General features: G+C 39.8%; 17 protein-coding genes and 1 riboswitch. Of the genes, 11 read left to right on the top strand and 6 right to left on the bottom strand.

What is annotated here, in order from left to right; translation table 11 throughout:
* The first annotated feature begins 20 nt into the window (after positions 1 to 20).
* On the top strand, positions 21 to 1,103 hold the full coding sequence (locus U735_RS0118095; RefSeq protein ID WP_031445175.1) for an aminotransferase class V-fold PLP-dependent enzyme: 1,083 nt from the start codon (positions 21 to 23) through the stop codon (positions 1,101 to 1,103).
* A gap of 154 nt (positions 1,104 to 1,257) precedes the next feature.
* Complete coding sequence (locus U735_RS0118090; RefSeq protein ID WP_031445174.1) at positions 1,258 to 1,554, top strand: isoamylase early set domain-containing protein; 297 nt, start codon at positions 1,258 to 1,260, stop codon at positions 1,552 to 1,554.
* A gap of 199 nt (positions 1,555 to 1,753) precedes the next feature.
* On the opposite strand, the gene U735_RS0118085 is transcribed toward U735_RS0118090, so the two are convergent.
* The 5 genes from U735_RS0118085 to U735_RS0118065 form a co-directional block, all read right to left on the bottom strand.
* Positions 1,754 to 2,578 carry a thymidylate synthase gene (locus tag U735_RS0118085; RefSeq protein WP_031445173.1) on the bottom strand — a complete coding sequence of 275 codons (825 nt, stop codon included), beginning with the start codon at positions 2,576 to 2,578 and terminating at the stop codon, positions 1,754 to 1,756.
* Between the two features lie 195 nt (positions 2,579 to 2,773).
* Complete coding sequence (locus U735_RS0118080; protein WP_031445172.1) at positions 2,774 to 4,234, bottom strand: NupC/NupG family nucleoside CNT transporter; 1,461 nt, start codon at positions 4,232 to 4,234, stop codon at positions 2,774 to 2,776.
* Positions 4,235 to 4,258: 24 nt separating this feature from the next.
* Positions 4,259 to 4,888, bottom strand: a complete 630-nt coding sequence (locus U735_RS0118075) for a bifunctional nuclease family protein (protein ID WP_031445171.1) — start codon at positions 4,886 to 4,888, stop codon at positions 4,259 to 4,261.
* Between the two features lie 90 nt (positions 4,889 to 4,978).
* A complete protein-coding gene (locus tag U735_RS0118070; RefSeq protein ID WP_031445170.1) occupies positions 4,979 to 5,947 on the bottom strand; it encodes an electron transfer flavoprotein subunit alpha/FixB family protein in 969 nt (322 codons plus the stop codon).
* A 127-nt stretch (positions 5,948 to 6,074) separates the two neighbouring features.
* On the bottom strand, positions 6,075 to 6,821 hold the full coding sequence (locus tag U735_RS0118065) for an electron transfer flavoprotein subunit beta/FixA family protein (protein WP_031445169.1): 747 nt from the start codon (positions 6,819 to 6,821) through the stop codon (positions 6,075 to 6,077).
* 186 nt (positions 6,822 to 7,007) lie between these two features.
* On the opposite strand from U735_RS0118065, the gene U735_RS0118060 reads away from it, so the two are divergent.
* The 5 genes from U735_RS0118060 to U735_RS0118040 all read left to right on the top strand — a co-directional run bounded on the left by U735_RS0118060 (position 7,008) and on the right by U735_RS0118040 (position 15,136).
* Entirely contained in the window at positions 7,008 to 7,988 is a 981-nt protein-coding gene (locus U735_RS0118060; protein WP_031445168.1) for a pyruvate dehydrogenase complex E1 component subunit beta, read from the top strand.
* Between the two features lie 170 nt (positions 7,989 to 8,158).
* A complete protein-coding gene (locus tag U735_RS0118055; protein ID WP_031445167.1) occupies positions 8,159 to 10,654 on the top strand; it encodes a DUF5686 family protein in 2,496 nt (831 codons plus the stop codon).
* A gap of 70 nt (positions 10,655 to 10,724) precedes the next feature.
* Entirely contained in the window at positions 10,725 to 11,255 is a 531-nt protein-coding gene (locus tag U735_RS0118050; protein WP_031445166.1) for an inorganic diphosphatase, read from the top strand.
* Between the two features lie 114 nt (positions 11,256 to 11,369).
* Positions 11,370 to 13,784, top strand: a complete 2,415-nt coding sequence (locus U735_RS0118045) for a sodium-translocating pyrophosphatase (RefSeq protein WP_031445165.1) — start codon at positions 11,370 to 11,372, stop codon at positions 13,782 to 13,784.
* 86 nt (positions 13,785 to 13,870) lie between these two features.
* Complete coding sequence (locus U735_RS0118040) at positions 13,871 to 15,136, top strand: MgtC/SapB family protein (RefSeq protein ID WP_031445164.1); 1,266 nt, start codon at positions 13,871 to 13,873, stop codon at positions 15,134 to 15,136.
* Positions 15,137 to 15,243: 107 nt separating this feature from the next.
* Here the strand turns inward: U735_RS0118040 and U735_RS0118035 are convergent, their stop codons facing one another.
* Positions 15,244 to 15,858 carry a deoxynucleoside kinase gene (locus U735_RS0118035; protein WP_031445163.1) on the bottom strand — a complete coding sequence of 205 codons (615 nt, stop codon included), beginning with the start codon at positions 15,856 to 15,858 and terminating at the stop codon, positions 15,244 to 15,246.
* A 197-nt stretch (positions 15,859 to 16,055) separates the two neighbouring features.
* On the opposite strand from U735_RS0118035, the gene U735_RS0118025 reads away from it, so the two are divergent.
* The 4 genes from U735_RS0118025 to U735_RS0118010 all read left to right on the top strand — a co-directional run bounded on the left by U735_RS0118025 (position 16,056) and on the right by U735_RS0118010 (position 22,775).
* Positions 16,056 to 16,904 carry a GLPGLI family protein gene (locus U735_RS0118025; protein WP_031445162.1) on the top strand — a complete coding sequence of 283 codons (849 nt, stop codon included), beginning with the start codon at positions 16,056 to 16,058 and terminating at the stop codon, positions 16,902 to 16,904.
* A gap of 48 nt (positions 16,905 to 16,952) precedes the next feature.
* Positions 16,953 to 19,640 carry a TonB-dependent receptor gene (locus tag U735_RS0118020; RefSeq protein WP_031445161.1) on the top strand — a complete coding sequence of 896 codons (2,688 nt, stop codon included), beginning with the start codon at positions 16,953 to 16,955 and terminating at the stop codon, positions 19,638 to 19,640.
* Between the two features lie 245 nt (positions 19,641 to 19,885).
* Positions 19,886 to 21,142, top strand: a complete 1,257-nt coding sequence (gene metK, locus U735_RS0118015; RefSeq protein ID WP_031445160.1) for a methionine adenosyltransferase — start codon at positions 19,886 to 19,888, stop codon at positions 21,140 to 21,142.
* Between the two features lie 75 nt (positions 21,143 to 21,217).
* Positions 21,218 to 21,326, top strand: a riboswitch (SAM riboswitch).
* Positions 21,327 to 21,482: 156 nt separating this feature from the next.
* Entirely contained in the window at positions 21,483 to 22,775 is a 1,293-nt protein-coding gene (locus tag U735_RS0118010; RefSeq protein WP_031445159.1) for an O-acetylhomoserine aminocarboxypropyltransferase/cysteine synthase family protein, read from the top strand.
* Positions 22,776 to 22,844: the final 69 nt, after the last annotated feature.

Raw genomic sequence — 22,844 nt, 5'->3', positions numbered from 1 at the left:
CAAATTTTACCTCTTTGGATATGCAAAAGTTTATCAAGCAATTCCCAGTTTTAAGTCAGTATACCTATGTCAACACTGCTACATCGGGCCTTCTTTATGACGGTCTTCTGGATTGGCGGCAAGAACATGACCTGGATTTTCTGATTGGCGGGAGCACAATGAAGATGGAAGGTCACCGGCTTATCTCGGAAACTAGAAATTCTGTTGGAAAATTCTTTGGCTGCAAAACCGATAATGTGGCCTTGGTACCAAATTTTTCCATTGGACTCAATCTATTGTTGGAAGGCTTGGAACCTAAAGGGAAGGTTTTACTGTTGGAAGGCGATTATCCTTCTCTGAACTGGCCATTTGAAAGTAGGGGGCATGCCACTTATTTTCTAAAAGTAACGGATGCTTTGGAGGAAAATATTTATGATAGGATAAAATTGGACAACATAAATGTTTTGGCCCTTAGTTTGGTTCAGTGGCTAAATGGGATTAAGGTGGATCTGGGGTTCCTGAGGAATTTGAAAAAAGATTTCCCCGATCTATTGATCATTGCGGACGGTACGCAATTTTTGGGCACCGAGAGCTTTAATTTTGAAGACTCCGGTATAGATGTACTGGGTGCCAGTTCCTATAAATGGTTGCTAGGTGGCTATGGCAACGGTTTTATGATGTTTGCAGATGACGCTCCGGCCAAATTCAAGGTTAAAGCTACAGGTTTTAATGCCTCTGGTTGGGATATAGAAGGTAGGGAGAAAGTTTCCTTTGCCAAACAATTTGAACCGGGACATTTGGATACCTTCAATTTCGGGAGTTTAAACTATTCCTTGGGGTTTTTGAATGAAGTTGGAATGGATAATATTTCCGAGCAGATCAAAAAACTTGCTTTAAAGGCAAAGGGTGAACTGGAAAATTTAGGTTTGTTGGAAGAGTCCGTTGTCAAAAGAAAAGTACATAGTTCTATATTCAATATCCGGGGGAATAAGGATTTGTTCGCCAAGTTTATGGAGCACGATGTGGTTTGTGCACAACGTGGAAATGGCATTCGTTTAAGTTTTCATTTCTACAATACAGAAAATGAGATAGATAAGATTATTGGAATCTTAAAAAGTAGTTAGGCAATGTTAGTTACTTAGGAATTTTACCTAGTAAAATTATCAAAGAAGGTCAATTGTTAAACTTATTTTAAGAAAATGATAAAAATGATATTGGTCATTGGGAATGAGGCATTTAATGGTGTAATTTTGCGCTTTAATCTAAAATATAGAGGTTATGGGAATTACAAAACAATACTTAAAGAGTAAGCCAATATGCAAGGTAACTTTTTCTGTTCCTGCTGAGGATGCAAAGAAGGTGGCTGTAGTTGGAGATTTTAATAATTGGAGCCCAAAAGGTAGTGCGTTGAAAAAATTAAAAAACGGAACCTTCAAGGGGACTTTCGATTTGCCAAAGGAAGGTACATACGAGTTTAAATATATAGTGGATGGCAATTATGTAAACGAAGCTGAGGCCGATCGCTACCAGTGGAACGAATTTGCCGGAACTGAGAATTCAGTATTGGAACTTTAACGAAATTACATCCGATACCATTGGAATCCAACTTTCAATGGTGTCGGATTTATAAAGGTATTTTCTCCACCTTTTAGACAGAATACCAAAAGTAAAGGTGGATGTACAGCCATGTTTAAGGGCTATTTTATTGCTGCCGTTATACGGGGCAATTATATTCTAAATATCTTGCTTCCCGGTACAGGCCTAGTGTAATTTGCTAGACTGCCACAATACCCTTTATGTGTGGGTGTGGATCATAATCCAACAAACTAAAGTCGTCGAAACTAAAGTGGAATATATCCTTTACCTCTGGATTTAAAACCATTTTTGGTAAGGGTCTAGGTTCTCTACTTAATTGCAATTCTACTTGTTCAAAATGGTTGTTGTAAATATGTGCGTCCCCAAAGGTGTGAATGAATTCGCCTGGTTGTAATCCGCAAACCTGTGCCATCATAAGTGTGAACAGGGCATAGGATGCTATATTGAAGGGTACTCCTAAAAATATATCGGCGCTTCTTTGGTATAATTGACAGGACAACTTACCATCGGCAACATAGAACTGAAAAAAGGCATGGCAAGGAGGCAATGCGGCTTTTCCATTGGCTACATTTTCCGAAAATGACAATGAGGTGTCGGGAAGAACACTCGGGTTCCAAGCAGAAACCAGCATGCGGCGACTGTTGGGGTTAGTTTTGAGGGCGTGTACAATTTCTTTTATTTGGTCTATCTCATCACCATTCCAATTACGCCACTGATATCCATAAACAGGACCCAAATCTCCATTTTCATCTGCCCATTCGTTCCAAATGCGTACCCCGTTTTCCTGTAAATAGCCAATATTGGTATCGCCCTTTAAAAACCAGAGCAATTCATGGACAATGGATTTTAAGTGGAGTTTTTTCGTTGTGACCATGGGGAAACCCTCCGCCAGGTCAAAACGCATTTGATATCCAAAAACACTTTTGGTACCTGTACCGGTCCTATCTCCCTTTTGGGTTCCATTTTCCAATACATGTTTTAGTAAATCGTGGTATTGTTTCATAAGCTTCAGCCTGTACGCTCTTCAAAATATGGAGAACCTATTTTAGATTTATATCCAAAAAAAATGTATTACGAAATTAGGCAAAACTAGCTTCCGTACGATTGGGAAACGTTTTAAGTTATTAAATTTTATTAACGGGGTTCATAGGAGAATACTTCTTAAGCGAACCATTTCGTCGTAAAAAATTGAGGATGGTTACCCCAAAATCATACCGGCAATAGTAGCCGAAAGCAAAGAGGCGATAGATCCGCCCAAAACGGCTTTCATTCCAAATTCCGATAACGTTTTTCTCTGTCCTGGTGCCAGGGAACCTATGCCCCCGATCTGAATGCCAATAGAAGCAAAATTGGCAAAACCACATAACATATAAGTAGCCATTATCACCGATTTGTTATAGGTAAAATGGGTGCTGCTGGCAATATTTTTTAGTTCGGCCAATTGTATGTATCCAATAAATTCACTTGCGGCCAATTTGATGCCCAAAAGCTGACCCATTAGCATAATATCTACCGAATCCACTCCTATTAGCCACGTCAGGGGGGCAAAAATAGTTCCCAGAATAGCTTCCAGGGAAAAATTCTCGTAGGGCGAATTCAGTGCAATCCATGAGTTTAGATCTGTAATGTTGCCGGTCCAATTTAAAATACCATTTATCATGGCAATAAAGGCCACAAATACCAGTAGCATGGCGCCGACATTTACGGCCAATTTTAAGCCTTCGGTGGTTCCGTTGGAGATGGAATCCAGAATATTGGAACCAATTTTTTCATTGGAAACATGTACATCTGTATTGATTGCTTCGGTTTGCGGGTATAAAATTTTGGAGATAACAATGGCTCCCGGAGCGGCCATGACCGATGCGGCCAGGAGGTGTTTTGCAAACTGCAATCTTAGGATTGGGTCGTCTCCACCTAAAAAACCAATATAGGCCGCTAAAACGGCCCCGGCAACGGTTGCCATGCCTCCGATCATCACCAAAAGCATTTCCGATCGGGTCATTTTTTCCAAATAGGCCTTGATTAATAAAGGAGCTTCTGTTTGCCCTAAAAATATATTTCCTGTTACGCTTAAACTTTCAGCACCCGAAATCCCCAATGATTTGGTCAGTAACCAAGCCAATGCTTGCACTACCTTTTGGATAATGCCCAAATAGAACAGGACCGATGTCAAGGCCGAAAAGAAGATAATCGTAGGGAGGACTTGAAATGCAAAAATAAAACCGAAAGTATCCATGTCCACTACCAGACCTTCAAACAGGAATTTGCTTCCAGCCCTCGTGAAATCCAGAATGCTGACAAAAATTTTTCCTCCAACTTCGAAGATTTTTGAAACAAAGCTGAGGTCGAATCTATATCCGAAAGCATTGAAACCTATTTTTTCGCCAATTAAAATACAAATGGCCAAAAGTAGTTGGATAAAGAGTCCAATTCCCGCCGTTTTCCAATTAATGGCTTTCTTGTTATTGCTAAAGAGGTAGGCAATAAAAATCAACGATATCATTCCAAGAATTCCTCTCCATAGACTTTGAAATGATGCCCCTTGATTGGCGATGATTTCGGGAGAATTCTGCGGTAAGTTTGGGTTGCTTATTTCTTGGGCCAGGGATGGAAATGCTATAAAGCAGAAAATAAATAAAACCCAAAGCTTATTTCTCATCCAGTAATCTTATTTATTCCTAAACTATTTACGTTTGGAGATTTCGTCCCTGAGTTTTGCCGCCTTCTCATAATCTTCGCTGGCAACGGCCTTGTCCAGCTCGGCATATAATTCCTCGATACTGAGTTCTTTGTAAGCTTCGGAAGCACCTGGATTTATTTCTACAGTTTCTCCTTCCTGAAGAATTTCATCGACCATTATACTGTCGTCAGAATCTTCCTTGTCCTTTTCTTTTGAAGAAAATTTAAGGAATATACCCGCTTTGTCCAATATGGTCTTGTAAGTGAAAATAGGGGCATTGAACCTTAGGGCCAGAGCAATTGCATCACTGGTCCTGGCATCTATGATCTCCTCTATTTTATCACGTTCACAAATAATACTGGAATAGAAAACCCCATCAACCAATTTGTGGATGATGACTTGTTTGATTACAATATCGAAGCGATCGGCAAAATTCTTAAAAAGATCATGGGTCAGTGGTCTTGGAGGCTTAATTTCCTTCTCCAAGGCAATGGCTATGGACTGGGCTTCAAACGCTCCTATAACAATAGGTAGTTTTCGGTCACCATCAACTTCATTCAATATAAGGGCATACGCGCCATTTTGCGTTTGGCTATAGGAAATCCCCTTTATTTTTAATCTAACTAAACTCATAGAAATTTATCAACTAAAAAAGGCTGTTCAAAATACAGGACAGGCCAAGTATGTTTGAGCAGCCCTTTAAGGGGCACAATTTAACAAAAATTAAGCGTTTTGCGCCTTAAATTCCTTTAATTTTTCGATTAGCTTGGGGACCACTTCAAAAGCATCGCCAACTATACCATAGTCGGCAGCTTTGAAAAATGGGGCTTCCGGGTCTGTATTGATCACCACTTTTACCTTGGAGGAACTAACTCCTGCCAAATGTTGAATTGCCCCGGAGATGCCTATGGCTATGTATAGATTACTTGCTACCGGTTTTCCGGTTTGTCCAACGTGCTCCCCGTGAGGTCTCCAGCCTAGATCGGAGACAGGTTTGGAGCATGCTGTTGCGGCTCCCAATACTTCTGCCAATTCTTCTATCATTCCCCAGTTTTCAGGTCCTTTTAAACCACGTCCTCCAGAAACTACAATATCGGCATCGGCAATAGTGGCTTTTCCAACTACCTTATCTATTTCTATAGATTTGCTGGTAAAGGAATCGTCCCCAAGGTTGGGTTCAAAACTTTCAACAGCGGCAGTAGTTTTGTTTTCTGCGCTCCCAAAAGCATTATTGGAAACACCAACAATTTTAATTTCAGAACTAATTTCGGTAATGGCAAAACCCTTATTGCTAAAGACCGTTCTTTTTACCTTGAACGGGCTGGTACTTTCCGGGGCAGATACCACATTGGGTACATAGCCTGCCTTTAATTGTGCAGTTAGGATTGGCGCTAAGAATTTAGTGTCCGCACTGGAACTGAGAATTATTACTTTGGCGGTTTCCTTTTCTGCCGCTTGCCCAATTACCTGGGCAAAAGCTTTTGCGTTAAAGGTTTTCAATTGGTCATTGGAAACATTCAACACTTTGGAAATTCCAAAGTCTCCCAGCTCTTCGGCCTTACTGGCATTTATGGCAATGGCCGTAGCCGTGGTTCCCAATTGCTTTGCTACCTCATAGGCGTAGGAGGCAACCTCATGGGCATTCTTTTTAAATTTCCCGTTTTCGGATTCTGTATATACTAAAACTGACATAGAGTTAATGTTTTTTAATAAGTGCCCTGTTCCAAGGAAACATAGTAATGGGCGCTATAAGTTATTTTCTTTTGGATTGATAAAAACATTGCTTTTATAGGATGCTGTCCTACGGCAGGAAGATCTTTTAGATAACCTTCGCCTCATTGTGCAATAAATTGATCAATTCGTCTATATTATCGGCATCCACCAATGTAACCTTGCCTTTTGGCTCAGGTTTTTCGAACTTAACATCGGCAGTTGCACTATTGGAAGAAGTGGGTTCAACTACATTTAATTTCTTCTGGCGAGCCATCATAATACCCCTCATGTTCGGAATTCGTAGGTCGCTCTCCGCAACAAGTCCTTTTTGTCCCCCTATTATCAATGGCAAAGTAGTTGCTATTTTTTCCTTTCCACCATCGATCTCTCTAGTAGCGGTGGTATTGTTGCCGTCAATTTCCAAACTTATACAGGTGTTAACGAAGTTCATGCCCAATAAGGTGGCCAAAATACCGGGTACCATGCCACCATTGTAATCAATGGATTCCCGCCCGGCGATTACTAGGTCGTATTCTCCGTTTTTAACAATTTCTGCCAACTGCTCGGCAACAAAAAAGCCATCTACGGGAACTGCGTTTACACGTATTGCTTCATCTGCGCCTATGGCGAGCGCTTTTCTAATGGTCGGTTCGGTGCTGGCCTCGCCCACAGTGGCTACATGCACAGTGGCGCCTTGTTTTTCCTTGAACCACATGGCACGTGTCAGACCAAATTCATCATTGGGATTAATTACAAATTGAACCCCATTGGTGTCAAATTTGGTGTCGCCATCCGTGAAGTTTATTTTTGAAGTGGTGTCCGGGACATTACTTAGACATACTAAAATTTTCATATATTAATATTTTGTTGACCGTTAATTAAGAAATGGTGGCTAAGATACTCAATAATTTTTTAAAATACTATGCATGCATAGTATTTTTTTGAGGTATTTTTAATTATTAACTTCTTAGTTTTGATATATTATTTCCTACTTTTGCTAGCGCTTTAAGCATTTTAACATAAAGATTCCATTTTAAAGATGAAAACACTACAGTTTAGGGAGGCTATACAGGAGGCAATGTCCGAGGAGATGAGGAGGGATGAGACCATTTATTTAATGGGTGAGGAAGTTGCTGAATACAATGGAGCCTATAAGGCTTCCAAAGGAATGTTGGATGAATTTGGACCTGAAAGGGTAATAGATACCCCTATATCCGAGCTTGGTTTTGCCGGTATTGGTGTAGGGTCGGCTATGATCGGCAATAGGCCCATTATAGAATTTATGACTTTCAATTTCGCATTGGTAGGTATTGATCAAATTATCAATAACGCAGCTAAGATCAGACAAATGTCCGGAGGCCAGTTTAATTGTCCTATTGTTTTTCGCGGTCCAACTGCCTCTGCGGGTCAATTGGCAGCAACGCATTCCCAAGCTTTTGAAAGTTGGTATGCCAACTGCCCTGGGCTAAAAGTGGTGGTTCCTTCCAATCCAAGGGATGCCAAGGGTCTTTTGAAAGCATCTATACGTGATAATGATCCGGTAATATTTATGGAGTCGGAACAAATGTACGGCGATAAAGGCGAAGTGCCCGAAGGAGATTTTACCATCCCATTAGGTGTTGCCGATATTAGGAGGGAAGGTACGGATGTCACCATTGTTTCCTTTGGTAAAATAATTAAGGAAGCGGATAAAGCGGCCGACGAATTGGCCAAGGAAAATATTAGTGTAGAAATTATTGATTTACGTACGGTTAAGCCATTGGATTACGAGGCGGTTTTAAAATCGGTAAAGAAAACCAATAGATTGGTTATTTTGGAAGAGGCTTGGCCTTTTGGCAATGTGGCCACTGAGATTACCTATCATGTTCAGTCCAACGCATTCGATTATTTGGATGCTCCGATCGTCAAGATCAATACGGCCGATACCCCCGCACCATATTCCCCAGTGCTATTGGCAGAATGGTTGCCTAATCATGAGGATGTTGTTAAGGCGGTAAAGAAGGTTATGTACAAATTATAATACATATCTGAAAAATGATGTTATGGCTTCGTTGACTTTGGGTTAACGGAGCTTTTATATTATAAATCTAATTAAAAGGGTAAGTATGGACTTTTGGTTACGTCTATACGTTCGGTTCCTTGCTATAATGGAGAGGTGCTTTTTTATTAGAAGTCTTTTTAAATGAGAAAATGACAAGAATCCTTTTAATCTTATTTCTATTTATTGTTCAATACTCTGTTTCCCAGACCAAGGTTGGGGGTATTGTAGTGGATGAGTCGGGTGAACCCGTTTCATTTGCCAATGTTCTGTTCAAGGATTCTTCAGAAGGTACCATAACCAATGACAACGGTAGGTTTTATATGGAATCGGAGAATACCTATACTACTTTATTGGTGTCTTTTATTGGATACGAAACCAAGGAAATAACTCTTACAACTAAGGTTACCTATAACATGAATGTTGTACTCACAGAGTCCAGCGAACAGTTGGATGAGGTGGTGGTTTATTTTGGCAAAACCGACAAAAAAAATAATCCGGCGATAGATATACTTAAAAAAATATGGGCCAAAAAGCGTAAGAACGGGGTTCATATGTTTAAACAATATCAGTTTGACAAGTATGAGAAAGTAGAGTTCGATCTAAATACTATAGATAGTGCCCTAATGAAGAGTAGGGTTTTTAGGGGGTTGGAATTTGTTTTCAACGATTTGGATACTTCGCGGATAACAGGGAAGACCTATTTGCCCATTTTTTTGAACGAAACTTTTTCCAAGGTCTATGGCAATAATGAGACAGCCGTGGTAAAGGAAGATGTTTTGGGGAGCAAGAACTCTGGTTTCAGCAATAATCAGGCTATAATTGCCTTTATTGAGGATCTTTATTCTGACTACGATATTTACAATAATTATTTAAAATTTTTCGACAAGAGTTTTACCAGTCCATTGTCTAAGACAGGTGTGGATACCTACAATTATGTCTTGGCGGATAGTGCCTTTATAGATAATAAATGGTGTTATAATATTATTTATTATCCCAGGCGAAAAAATGAACTTACGTTTAAAGGGGATTTTTGGGTGAACGATTCCACCTATGCGGTGAAGAATATAAATTTGGCCGTCACCAAAAGCGCCAATATCAACTGGGTAAAGGAAATTTATATTGAACAGGAGTTCGATGTGGTCAATGATTCGGTTTTTCTTTTGACCCGGGATTATATGTTGTCTGATTTTAGCTTTAATAAAAAGGAAAATTCAAGAGGGGTATATGGCAAGAGGACTACGGTCTACGGGGATTATAAATTTGATCAGCCCAAACCCAATGAATTTTATAAGGCCAAAACCGACCCATTTGACCCTTTGGTCTTGAATAAGGAAGATGACTTTTGGGAAGCCAATAGATTGGAGTCCTTAAATGCTGATGAAAAAGGGATTTATAAATTGTTGGATACCTTAAAGACAGTGCCCAAGTTTAAAAGCTACTATAACATAGTGAGTATCCTGGGGTCCGGATATCTGGAAATAGATAAATGGAATTTGGACCTGGGGGATGTGTACAGTATTTTTGGCTATAATGAAGCGGAGGGTGTCCGACTAAGGGCAGGGGCCCGGACTTATTTTGGGCAAAATGATCCGTGGCGATTGCAGGGTTATCTGGCTTATGGGTTTGGAGACGATAAGTTTAAATATGGGATTTCCGGAAAATGGCTGGTGGACAAAAAATCTAGGTTTATAATTTCGGGTGGTAAAAGAAGGGATATAGAACAATTGGGGATTAGTTTAACGGCTACTACTGATGTGCTGGGAAGGAGTATAGCCTCTTCTTCCGTGTTTACCGTTGGCTCCAATGACCGCCTTACCAATATAGATCTTACAACTTTTAATCTGGAGCTGGAACCGGTCACTAACCTTAGGATAGGAGTAGGCGGGTCCTATAGGACACTCAGTTCTGCCTTGCCCGATGCCTTTAGTTTGGATTATATAGATCCTTCCGCGCCTACAGGGATATCGTCGGAAATTAATCAATTTGACCTTTCTACCATTCTTATATATACCCCGGGAAAGAAAACCATAGGAAACGGCGTGGAAAGGCGTGATGTAAACGATAACTACAGTACCTTGTTTTTGTCCTATACCAATGGAGTTAAAAATTTCTTGGATAGTGATTTCGATTATAAAAAGGTTCAGTTCAGCTATACACAGCCTTGGCAGGTGGGTGGTCTTGGCAGGTTACTAAGTACAGTGGAGACAGGGAAGACCTTTGGAGAGGTTCCACTGGGATTGCTTAATGCCATTCCGGGAAATCAAACATTTTTCTCTGTTTACAATACTTTCTCGAATCTCGATTTTTATGAATTCGTTACCGATACTTATGTTTCGGCACATTTGGAACATAATTTTAATGGAAGGTTTTTTTCCAGAATTCCCTTTATGAGAAAATGGAACCTGAGGGAAATAATTGGCCTAAGAGGAGTCTGGGGAGAACTTTCGGATGAAAACAGGGCCTTGAGCGCTCCGGCAAATATTCCTTTAATAGCTCCAAATGATAAGATATATTGGGAGTATTCGGTAGGAGTGGGGAATATATTAAAGATTTTAAGGATAGATTTTAATTTTAGGGGAAATTATTTGGAAAACCCTGGTGCAAGGTCTTTTGGGGTAACTGGGTCTTTCGGATTTCATTTCTGATATACTTTTTTGACCGCTACCTGATATTAATTTGTTATTTTAGAAAAATTATAAGATTAAACATAACCATATGAGCAGTGAAGATATTACGTCGTTCGATGTATTGATCGAAATACCAAAGGGTAGTAGAAACAAATATGAATACGATTTTGCCCTAAAGAAGATAAGGTACGATAGGATGATCTTTTCATCCATGATGTATCCGGCCGACTATGGGTTTGTCCCAGAAACCTTGGCATTGGATGGCGATCCGTTGGATGTCCTTGTGTTGGTGACCGAAGCAACATTTCCCGGTTGTGTAATGGAGGTAAAGCCTATTGGCGTATTTCATATGACCGATGAAAAAGGACCCGATGAAAAGGTGATCTGTGTGCCCGTATCCGATCCGATCTGGAATAAGATCAATGATCTAAGCGAATTAAATCCCCATTTAATAAAGGAAATTGAACATTTCTTTAAAGTTTACAAGGATCTTGAAAAGAAAAAAGTTGATGTTGGTGGTTGGGGAGAGCAACAGGAAGCTAGGGAAATTGTGGCAAAATGTATACAGAGGTTTAAGGATAGCGACGTGCCAAAACAGGATGTTAGTATAAAGTATTAAGCCTTAATTTTTTAAAAAGTTAAAAAGCAATATTGCGGAAGTAATATTGCTTTTTTTATTCTGCCATATTTTACTACTTTTGCCCCTCAAAATATATAACAAACAATCAAACAAATGGAATCAATAATTATTTACTTGCCAGTAATTATGGCATTGGTAGGTCTTGCTTTTATGGCGGTAAAAAGGTCTTGGGTATTAAAACAAAATGCCGGGGACGGTAAAATGAAAGAAATTTCAGATTATATCTATGAAGGGGCCTTGGCTTTTCTAAAAGCAGAGTATAAATTATTGACATTTTTCGTTATAGGGGCCAGTGTTGCATTGGCCGCAATTTCTTTTATAGTGCCTACTACCCATATACTAATTGTAGTAGCTTTTATTTTTGGCGCATTCTTTTCTGCATTGGCAGGGAATATGGGAATGAAAATTGCCACAAAAACAAATGTTAGGACCACGCAGGCTGCCCGTACCAGTTTACCACAGGCATTAAAGGTGTCTTTTGGAGGTGGTACCGTAATGGGACTTGGTGTTGCAGGTCTGGCCGTATTGGGTCTGACTACGGCTTTTATTCTATTGTTTCAGTTTTTTATGAACGGTGCTTGGACTTCTACAGAGGACATGACAATTGTTCTTGAAACATTGGCCGGTTTTTCCCTTGGAGCGGAATCCATTGCCTTGTTTGCAAGAGTTGGTGGAGGTATCTATACTAAGGCTGCCGATGTTGGGGCTGATTTGGTTGGAAAGGTAGAAGCAGGTATTCCTGAAGATGATCCCCGTAATCCGGCCACCATTGCCGACAACGTGGGGGATAATGTGGGTGATGTTGCAGGTATGGGAGCCGATTTATTTGGATCATATGTAGCTACCGTATTGGCGGCCATGGTCCTTGGTAATTATGTTATTAAGGATATGGGAGGTGCCATTCAGGATGCCTTTGGTGGAATAGGGCCAATTTTATTGCCCATGGCAATAGCCGGTTTCGGAATTATTTTTTCGATTATTGGTACCATGTTGGTGAAAATAAAAAACAATGAGGCTAAGGAAAAAGAAGTACAAGGTGCCTTGAACGTAGGAAACTGGGTTTCTATTGCGTTGACCTTGATTGCCTGTTTTGTATTGGTAAAATATATGTTGCCAGAAACCATGCAAATGGAGTTTTTCGGTGAAGGTTTAAAGGATATTTCATCTATAAGGGTGTTTTATGCCACGGTTGTAGGTTTGGTTGTTGGTGGAGTTATCTCCTCCGTTACCGAATATTATACAGGTCTGGGAACAAAGCCGGTATTGGCCATAGTTCAAAAATCAAGTACTGGTGCGGGAACCAACGTAATTGCCGGATTGGCAACAGGTATGATCTCTACCTTTCCAACGGTTCTTTTGTTCGCTGCTGCCATTTGGTCTTCTTACGCCTTTGCCGGTTTTTATGGAGTAGCATTGGCCGCTTCCGCAATGATGGCAACTACGGCCATGCAGTTGGCAATTGATGCGTTCGGACCTATTTCCGATAACGCAGGAGGTATTGCAGAAATGAGCGAGCAGGATCCAATTGTAAGGGAACGTACGGATATATTGGATTCCGTAGGAAATACAACGGCAGCTACTGGAAAAGGATTTGCTATTGCCTCTGCAGCATTGACTTCCTTGGCATTATTCGCAGCTTATGTAACCTTTACGGGGATCGACGGAATCAACATTTTTAAAGCCCCGGTATTGGCCATGTTGTTTGTAGGGGGTATGATTCCAGTTGTTTTTTCTGCCTTGGCTATGAATTCTGTTGGTAAGGCCGCTATGGATATGGTTTATGAAGTTCGTAGACAATTTAAGGAAATTCCAGGGATAATGGCAGGTACAGGTAAGCCTGATTATGCCAAGTGTGTGGATATTTCTACCAAGGCTGCACTACGTGAAATGATGTTGCCTGGTATACTTACCATAGGTTTTCCAATTGCTATTGTGCTTTTGGGAAAATTGGTTTATGGAAGTGATAATCAATTGATCGCCGAAATGTTGGGAGGTTATATGGCCGGTGTTACCGTTTCTGGGGTGCTTTGGGCCATATTCCAAAACAATGCCGGTGGTGCTTGGGATAACGCTAAAAAATCTTTCGAGGCTGGAGTGGAAATTAATGGTGAAATGACCTACAAGGGGTCTGATGCCCATAAAGCGGCAGTAACAGGGGATACCGTAGGAGATCCATTTAAGGATACTTCTGGACCTTCAATGAATATTCTTATAAAACTTACCTGTTTAATTGGATTGGTAATCGCCCCAATATTGGGAGGACATATGGAAACAGGGGTAGTGGAGCAAGATGTGCAGATTGAAATGAATGTGGAATCAGCAGATTTGGCACAGGCTGTAATTACTTATAGCACTACGGTAAATGGTGAAACCACTACTGAGGAAAAAACCTTCAAAGGAACCCAGGCGGAAGTAAAATCCCAATTGGAAGCATTTGAAAAGACTACTCAAGTAAGCGGTGAAAATGATAAAAAAGTGGTTATTGAAAAAATAGATATTAAAAAGTAAGTTGCAAAACTTATATTTTGGCACTATATTAAAAACCCCGTTTAAACGGGGTTTTTACATTTTAAGTTGTTAATACTTAACGGCAAATGGATTATCACGATTTAACTACACTCGGCATTGCTTTCGGATTGGGCCTTTTGGTTGGTCTTCAGCGGGAAAAGGCAAATAGTGAGTTGGCGGGGGTAAGGACCTTTACCCTGATTGCAATTTTAGGAGTTTTGGCGGGGTTTTTAAGTAGGGACTATCAAAACCCTTTTATTTTGCCTGTTCTCGGTGTTGCCCTAACCTCCCTTCTAGTGGCCGCTAATTTTATAAAGATAAAGGTATTTACTAATCCGGATGTTGGGCAGACAACGGAGGTGGCCGCTTTATTGATGTTTGCTATTGGTGCTTATTTGGTAATGGGGGATAGGGTGTTGGGCATTGTAATTGGGGTTTCCATGTCTGTACTTCTTTATGTAAAGGAAAGGCTTCATGGTTTTATAAATAGACTACAGGAAAAGGATCTTTCCGCTATTATGACCTTTGCAGGAATTTCCTTGGTAGTGCTTCCCATTCTTCCCAATAAAACCTATGGGCCTTACAACGTGCTTAATCCCCAAAACATTTGGTTAATGATTACGCTCATAGTAGGGCTGAGTGTCTTGGGATATTTTATTTATAAGTTTGTCGGGAAAAAGTTGGGGATTATTTCCAATGGTGTTTTGGGGGGATTGATCAGTAGTACGGCAACCACCGTTAGTTATGCCCGTAAAACTGTAGATACGGCATCCATAAGCAAAATGGCGGCCTTTGTGATCACCGTTGCTTCTGCCATATCCCTGGCCAGGGTAATGGTAGAGATAGGGGTGGTAATACCAGAAAAATTACCTGTAATTCTACTGCCATTAATGGTAGAATTTGTAGTCATGGCACTTATTTGTCTGGGTATGTTCTATAGTATAAACAAGGATTCCAAGGATGATACAATGCCTGAACCGGAAAACCCTGCCGAATTTAAAAGTGCGTTGGTATTTGGGTTGCTTTACGGGGCCATATTGTTGGCGGTAGCATTTGCCAATGAGGAGTTTGGAGATGACGCCCTATATATTGTGGCTATAATAAGCGGACTAACAGACGTGGATGCCATAACCCTATCTTTGTCGCAGCTAATTAAAATCGATGCCTTAAACGTGTCTACGGGTTGGAAACTTATACTTTTGGCCAGCTTGTCAAATTTGGTTTTTAAGGGTGTTATGGCAGGAATTTTGGGTACCAAACAGTTGGCGAAATGGATTGCGCTTTCCTTTGGAATAGCTATAATTGTAGGCATATTTTTAATATGGCTATGGCCTGCTTCCTGGCATTTATGATCAAGTGGGTTTAAAAAATTGTGATCAAAGACCTTTAGATGAAATAAGATAAGAACTATTGCAGGTGTAATTTTTCTATTGCCTATAAGGTTTCTTAGGTTCGTGGTTTAAAAAAGGCCATTGATCTCGGCATCAATTTTATTGATGACCAAGCCCAAATCTTCCGGTTCGTCCACAAAATTTAATTTGTCTACATCAATGACCAAGAGGTTGCCCTTTTCATAGCTTTGCGCCCATGCTTCATAACGTTCGTTCAATCGGCTTAGGTAGTCGATAGAAATGCTGTTTTCATATTCGCGTCCTCGCTTGTGGATTTGATTCACCAAATTTGGGATGGAACTTCTTAAATAAATTAATAGATCTGGAGGCTGTACCAATGTTTCCATTAATTCGAATAGACTGGTGTAATTGCTAAAATCCCTATTGGTCATTAAACCCATGGCATGGAGGTTGGGGGCAAAAATATGGGCATCCTCGTAGATAGTCCTATCTTGAATAGTGTCTTTGCCGCCCTTCCTTATCTGTAAAATTTGTCTGTACCTATTGTTTAAAAAGTATATCTGGAGATTAAAGCTCCATCTTTCCATTTGATTGTAAAAGTCGTCCAAATAGGGATTGTCAACCACATCTTCAAATTGGGCCTCCCATTGGTAGTGTTTGGATAATAATCTTGTCAAGGTTGTTTTGCCAGCCCCAATATTTCCTGCAACGGCGATATGCATAGGTTTGTAATTATGGTTAGTGTTTTTTGCACTTGTAATAAAGAGGTACAATATACAAGATATCGGGTGCATGTTAAAATCTTTGGATGATAATCCGATAAAAAACTTACAGGACAGGATATTTGTATTTTTTATTGATTTTGGATTAAACCAAATCAAATTGTTGTAGTCTTAAACTTGATATAAAATGTAAAATAATGAAAAATTTCCATTTTTTCTTTTTGATTCTATTTGCATCCCAATTCGGAATTTATGCCCAGGATTTTCAGGGAGAGGCTACCTATTTTAGTAAGACTACTGTTAATATGGATTTTGGCGGAAGACAAATACCGGAGGATAGAAAGAAGGAAATAATGCAAAGGATGAAGGAAGCCAATGAGCGGACCTATATTTTAACCTTTGACAAATCCACATCTATTTATAAGGAGGAGGAAAGATTGGAGCAGCCTGGCAACCAAAGGGGTGGTGGGCGATTTGGAATGATGAGCGGAGCCGGAGGTGATTATTATAAAGATGTAAGGGATGGTAGATATTTGGTTAAAAATGAACTTTTTGGAAAGATTTTTTTGGTGGATGATAAATTGCCAATCTTGGAATGGAAACTCGGTGGAGAAACAAAACAGATCGGTAATTATACTGCTTTTAAGGCTACAGCAACCAGAACCATTAAGAGGCCCAATATGAGGGCTATTTTTCGTAGGGGAGCGGACAACGATGAAAATAAGGAGGAGGAATTTACAGAAAAGGAAATTGAAATAACCGCTTGGTATGCCCCGGATGTTCCGGTAAATCAAGGTCCAGGAGAATATTGGGGACTACCAGGCCTAATTCTGGAGGTCAAGGATGATGTTACGGTTATACTATGTACAAAATTAGTGCTCAACCCAACAGAGAAGAAGGAGATAAAGGCTCCAAGTAAAGGTAAGAACGTTACCCAGGAGGAATATGATAAAATATCCAAGGACAAGATGGCCGAAATGCGGGAGAATTTCCGTCGTGGTGGCGGCGGAGGTGGAAATAGAGGTGGAGGCGGTGGCAGGCCTTAGTTCTTTGCTTTTTTATTATCAACCATTAGATATTTTAATTTTTTTTAGATGTACAATAAATGTTTTTATTCCGTACTAGTAGCTGTTTTTGCTTTTTCTGCAGCTTTGGGTCAAGAAATTACCCTTACGGGAATTGTTAAGGATTCCACCGGAGTGGGGGTAGATATGGCAAATGTCATTGCCATAAATACAGAAACCAAGGCCTTGGAATCTTACGGTATTACAAACCATAGTGGACTCTATAAACTAAATTTAAAAGCGGGTTCAAATTTTAACGTCCGCGTAAGCTATTTGGGTTTTAAAACGGAAGAATTCTCTTTTACGGCACCTACGGCCGATGTAAATAAGGACATTGTTCTTTATGAACAAACCAATCAATTGGACGAGGTTGAAGTTACCTATGAGATGCCTATTTCGGTGAAAGGTGATACCATAGTCTATGATACGGATTCCTTTGTTACAGGTACGGAAAAGAAGCTTAAGGATGTGCTTGCCAATTTGCCTGGGGTAGAAATAAATGATGATGGGCAAATAGAGGTGGAAGGAAAAAAAGTGACCAAGGTAATGGTAGAAGGGAAGGATTTTTTCGACGGGGACTCAAAGTTGGCGGCAGATAATATTCCGGCCAATGCATTGGATAAGATAGAGGTGTTGAGAAATTTTAACGAAGTAACCCAAATGCAGGGCCTGACCAATGATACTGATAATGTAGCGCTCAATATTAAGTTGAAGCAGGGTAAAAAGAGATTTTGGTTTGGGGAAATAACGGCGGGTTATGGTACTAATGATAGTTATCTGGCACATCCAAAACTCTTTTTTTATAGCCCTGATTATAGTATTAATATTATTACCGATCTCAATAATATTGGGGAAGCACCCTTTAATAGAAGGGATTACCAGAGTTTTACCGGAGGATTTAGAAATCTGGGCAGCTCAAGTGGAAGCTCCATAGATATAGGAGGGGATGGCTTGGGACTTTCCAGCCTTCAGAACAATAGGGCAAAAAATATAGATACCAAGTTTGCTGCCGTGAATTTTAGTTATTCCCCCAAAGAAAATTGGGATTTGAGCGGATTTGGTATTTATTCCTATACCGGGACCTTAATGGAAGACCAAACGAGAAGGGTTTATATTTCCTCCAACGAAACGGAGGATGCTACCACGTCTACAGATCAAACCGCTCATTTGGGATTGGCAAAATTTAGTTCTAAGTATAAGCCTAATGACAGGTTCCAATTTGATTACGACATACTTTTGAAGCAATCTGACGATGATGAAATTGAGAATGTTATATCAATTTCCACGATTACTGATGAAATTACGGAAACTAAGAGGCAAAAGCCTATTTCCGTGAATCAAAATGCCAATATTTATTATACTACTTTAAATTCAAAAAATATTTTTGCCTTTGAAGCCCAACATATTTATCAGGATGAAGATCCATTTTATAATGCTATCAGGGATAATTTTGCCTTTACCGATATTTTTCCGGTAGATGAAGATCAGAGTATCTATGACCTTAATCAGGGCAATAATACCATAACCAATAAAGTGGACGCGAAGCTGGATTATTATTGGGTAACGGGCCAAAAGAGTAATTTAAATTTTACACTGGGTACTACACAGAGCCATCAGAATTTTAATTCCGGTATTTTTCAAATATTGGATGGTGGCCCCCCATTGACTTTTACCGACAGCGCCTTCAACAACGATGTAACCTATAATGTTTCGGATTTGTATTTGGGTTTTCATTATAAGGTGATAGCCGGGATATTCACCTTTAATCCTGGTGTTACCTTGCATCAATACGGTACCAAAAACGAACAGCTGGGAACTACTGTTGAGGATAATTTAACCGCTTTGCTGCCGGATTTGTACATAAATGTTCAACTTAAAAAATCCGAAAACATTCGATTTAATTACAGGGTATCAAGATCTTTTACAGATGTCAATAGCTTTGCGGAGGCCTACGTGCTCAATAACTACAACTCGGTTTATTCCGGGAACAGGGACTTGGAGAGTGCTTTGAACCACAATCTATCATTGAACTTCTTCAGTTTTAATATGTTCAATTTCACCAATATTTTTGGAAATATTACCTATACGAAACGAATAGACGCACTTAAAAGTGCTTCTGAAATTATTGGAATAAACAGGATTGGTACTACCATTAACTCCAATTTGGAAGACGAATCCTTAAGTGCCAACGGTAGATATCAACGGACTTTTGGAAAAATAAAGGCCTCTGTGGGAGCAAATGTTTCATGGTCTGCTACCAATAATATTATTGACCTTCAGCCAAGGAGATCGGAATCCTTTACACAAAACTATAATTCCTCTTTAGCCACTAATTTTAGGAATGCCCCTAATTTGGAGGTGGGTTATAGATATACCGTAAATAACTACGATAATGGGGGTAGGAATACTACCTTTTATACCAACCAACCCTATGCCAAATTTGACGCCAACTTTCTAAAAAGTTTCATTTTTACCTTGGACTACGATTACTATAAGTATATGGACAAAGAAAACACCATAGACAATACTTATAGTTTTTTGGAAGGTAACCTCAGTTATCAGAAAAGGGATAGTCATTGGGAATTTGGAATAAAGGGTACCAACCTACTCGGAACGGATACCTTGAATAGGGATAGCACCAACGAATTATTTTTTACGACCTCCTCTTATTTCATTCAACCCCGTTATATCCTATTTACCGTAAAATACGATTTATAGGTTTTTAGGGTCAATTTTAAAATTGTTGTTAAACATTTTTAGTTACGTCAAGAATTCTTGTACTTTTGTACGCGAAAAAATATCGAGGAAGGATTTGACTGATTGCAACCTCATGTGCTGAATTAGTTTCGGCATAACTAAATGCTAAAGCAGTTTAAGTTGTTCTGTTCCATTGGAACTGTAACATCCACTCTTCTCTAGTGTGCTTCGTCAAATCCCTATTAATTTTTATTTAGAAAGGATTTATGGCATATTTATTTACTTCGGAATCGGTTAGTGAAGGGCATCCAGATAAAATAGCGGATCAAATTAGTGATGCGTTATTGGATCATTTTTTGGCTTTTGACTCGGAAAGTAAGGTGGCTTGCGAAACTTTGGTCACTACTGGTCAGGTGGTATTGGCCGGGGAGGTTAAAAGCCACACCTATCTTGATGTTCAGCAAATTGCGAGGGATGTTATCAATAAAATTGGCTACACCAATGGTGATTATAAGTTTAGCGGAGATTCCTGTGGTGTTATTTCCTTGATACACGAGCAGTCCAAAGAGATCAACCAAGGAGTGGATCGTGGAGCAAAAGAAGATCAGGGGGCTGGAGATCAAGGTATGATGTTCGGCTATGCTACTAAGGAAACGGAAAACTATATGCCCCTGGCCCTGGATATTTCCCATAAAATATTGCAGGTTTTGGCAGATTTGAGAAGGGTAGGAGATGCAATTTCTTATCTAAGGCCAGATGCCAAGGCACAAGTGACCATCGAATATTCCGATGATAATGTTCCGCAACGTATAGATACTATTGTTGTTTCTACCCAACATGACGAGTTTGATAAGGATGATGATGTAATGTTGGCCAAAATTAAGAAGGATATTATCTCTATTCTTATTCCAAGGGTCAAGGAACAATTGCCAGTGGCAATACAAAAGCTTTTTAACGATACTATAAAGTACCATATTAATCCTACGGGGAAATTTGTAATTGGAGGTCCCCACGGTGATACCGGTCTAACTGGAAGAAAGATTATTGTGGATACCTATGGGGGCAAGGGAGCCCATGGTGGGGGTGCGTTTAGTGGAAAAGATCCCAGTAAGGTAGATCGCAGTGCCGCATATGCCGCTAGGCATGCAGCCAAAAATCTTGTTGCTGCAGGGGTTGCCGATGAAATTTTGGTTCAGGTTAGTTACGCTATTGGGGTTGTGGAGCCCACTTCTATTTTTGTGGATACCTATGGTTCCGCTAAAGTAGCTTTGAGTGATGGCGAGATTGCCAAGAAAGTTGCCGAATTGTTCGATATGCGTCCTTTTTCCATAGAAGAAAGGCTAAAATTAAGAAATCCCATTTATTTGGAAACAGCCGCCTACGGTCATATGGGCAAAGACCCTAAAAAAATAATCAAGGTGTTTGAATCGCCTTACAACGGACGTGTAGAAAAGGAAGTGGAACTATTTACCTGGGAGAAATTGGATGCTGTGGATTTGGTGAAAGAAGCTTTCGATTTATAATTTTATTGAAAAGATTAGGAAAAAAGAATTTTCCATACCTATATTTGCAAACCTAAAGTTCAAACACTTATTGAATTGTTATCAAGAAAGGTGGAGGGAATAGACCCTTTGAAGCCTTAGCAACCCTTTGATCATTTATTAAAGAAGGTGCTAAATTCTACCTAAATACTGGGCCAAATTATTATGGCTTGTTTTACAGTATCCATGGCAGATAACACTAACGGTTACTTCTGTAACGGATTTTCTTTTTAACTTTTTGATTTTATAATATTGCATTGTCCGCATTATTTGTTTTGGCTTTTTATTTTATCTATTTTAATAATATAAAAAACAAGAAATCATGAGTACTCAAAAATTTTCAACAAACGCTTTGCATGCAGGACATGACACAAAATTAACAGCTGGCACCAGGGCAGTGCCTATTTATCAGAATACCGCCTATGTGTTTAATAATACGGACCATGCGGCCAATCTTTTTAATTTATCGGAGCCTGGCTTTATTTACACCAGGCTGAACAACCCTACCAATGACATTTTAGAGCAGCGTTTGGCGGCTTTGGAAGGTGGACTGGCCAGTGTGGTAACGGCATCTGGTACGGCAGCTATTTCTACCGCTCTATTGGTTTTGCTTAAAACCGGGGATCATATTGTGGCTTCCAGCAGTCTTTATGGAGGTACCTATAATCTTTTGGCGGTGACTTTACCTAGATTGGGTATCACAACCACCTTTGTTGAGCCAGGGGACGAGGAGAACTTTGCCAATGCCATTCAGGAAAATACAAGAGCTATTTTTGTGGAATCCCTTGGGAATCCAAAATTGGACGTGCTGGATTTGAAGACAATATCAGAAGTGGCCAAAAAAGCCAAAATACCATTTATTGTGGATAACACGGTAGCTACAAGTGCTTTGATAAAACCAATTGAACACGGGGCAAATATTGTAATACATTCACTTACAAAATATATCAATGGTAATGGAACTTCTATGGGGGGTGTCATTGTAGATGCAGGTACTTTCGATTGGAGCAGTGGTAAATTCCCTGAGTTTACGGAGCCATCTCCAGGATACCACGGTTTGGTTTATCACGATGTCTTGGGTGCTGCAGCCTTTATTGCAAAAGTGAGAATTGAAGGTTTAAGGGATCTTGGTGCTGCCTTGAGCCCATTTAATGCCTTTCAAATTATTCAAGGTTTGGAAACCTTGGAACTTCGTATCAAGAAACACAGTGAAAATGCTTTGGAATTGGCTAAATGGTTACAGGATAGAAAAGAAGTGGCATGGGTAAACTATCCAGGCCTTTCAACCAGTCCGTATTATTCCTTGGCCAAAAAATACCTTCCAAAAGGACAAAGTGGAATAGTGACCTTCGGAGTTAAGGGTGGATACGATTCGGCCAAAAAGGTGGTAGATGAAACCAAGCTATTTTCCCTATTGGCAAATATTGGGGATACCAAGTCCTTAATTATTCACCCTGCCAGTACAACGCACCAACAGTTGGATGATGAAGCCCAACAAGCTACAGGAGTAACCAAAGATCTAATACGATTATGTGTGGGGTTGGAGGATATTGAAGATATAAAAGCGGATTTGGTGCAGGCATTTTCGGTCATTGATAAATCTGTTTTAGCATAAAAATTATTTTATTTCCTTATAAAGTCATTATCAAATTGATATGGGAGTGCTGTAATTAATATGTGAAAT

The organism is Arenibacter algicola (genome assembly GCF_000733925.1).
GTDB classification, from domain to species: domain Bacteria; phylum Bacteroidota; class Bacteroidia; order Flavobacteriales; family Flavobacteriaceae; genus Arenibacter; species Arenibacter algicola.
Note: the sequence above shows the minus strand (reverse complement) of the source record. Positions and strands in the feature narration are given on the sequence as shown.

What these genes read in the sequence shown, in the direction of transcription:
- U735_RS0118055 (WP_031445167.1), top strand. Translation starts at nt 8,159, where the DNA reads ATGACAAGAATCCTTTTAATCTTATTTCTATTTATTGTTCAATACTCT.
- U735_RS0118025 (WP_031445162.1), top strand. Translation starts at nt 16,056, where the DNA reads ATGAAAAATTTCCATTTTTTCTTTTTGATTCTATTTGCATCCCAATTC.
- U735_RS0118010 (WP_031445159.1), top strand. Translation starts at nt 21,483, where the DNA reads ATGAGTACTCAAAAATTTTCAACAAACGCTTTGCATGCAGGACATGAC.
- U735_RS0118090 (WP_031445174.1), top strand. Translation starts at nt 1,258, where the DNA reads ATGGGAATTACAAAACAATACTTAAAGAGTAAGCCAATATGCAAGGTA.
- U735_RS0118060 (WP_031445168.1), top strand. Translation starts at nt 7,008, where the DNA reads ATGAAAACACTACAGTTTAGGGAGGCTATACAGGAGGCAATGTCCGAG.
- U735_RS0118075 (WP_031445171.1), bottom strand. Translation starts at nt 4,888, where the DNA reads ATGAGTTTAGTTAGATTAAAAATAAAGGGGATTTCCTATAGCCAAACG.
- U735_RS0118080 (WP_031445172.1), bottom strand. Translation starts at nt 4,234, where the DNA reads ATGAGAAATAAGCTTTGGGTTTTATTTATTTTCTGCTTTATAGCATTT.
- U735_RS0118070 (WP_031445170.1), bottom strand. Translation starts at nt 5,947, where the DNA reads ATGTCAGTTTTAGTATATACAGAATCCGAAAACGGGAAATTTAAAAAG.
- U735_RS0118035 (WP_031445163.1), bottom strand. Translation starts at nt 15,858, where the DNA reads ATGCATATCGCCGTTGCAGGAAATATTGGGGCTGGCAAAACAACCTTG.
- U735_RS0118020 (WP_031445161.1), top strand. Translation starts at nt 16,953, where the DNA reads ATGTACAATAAATGTTTTTATTCCGTACTAGTAGCTGTTTTTGCTTTT.
- U735_RS0118040 (WP_031445164.1), top strand. Translation starts at nt 13,871, where the DNA reads ATGGATTATCACGATTTAACTACACTCGGCATTGCTTTCGGATTGGGC.
- U735_RS0118050 (WP_031445166.1), top strand. Translation starts at nt 10,725, where the DNA reads ATGAGCAGTGAAGATATTACGTCGTTCGATGTATTGATCGAAATACCA.
- U735_RS0118045 (WP_031445165.1), top strand. Translation starts at nt 11,370, where the DNA reads ATGGAATCAATAATTATTTACTTGCCAGTAATTATGGCATTGGTAGGT.
- U735_RS0118085 (WP_031445173.1), bottom strand. Translation starts at nt 2,578, where the DNA reads ATGAAACAATACCACGATTTACTAAAACATGTATTGGAAAATGGAACC.
- U735_RS0118065 (WP_031445169.1), bottom strand. Translation starts at nt 6,821, where the DNA reads ATGAAAATTTTAGTATGTCTAAGTAATGTCCCGGACACCACTTCAAAA.
- metK (WP_031445160.1), top strand. Translation starts at nt 19,886, where the DNA reads ATGGCATATTTATTTACTTCGGAATCGGTTAGTGAAGGGCATCCAGAT.
- U735_RS0118095 (WP_031445175.1), top strand. Translation starts at nt 21, where the DNA reads ATGCAAAAGTTTATCAAGCAATTCCCAGTTTTAAGTCAGTATACCTAT.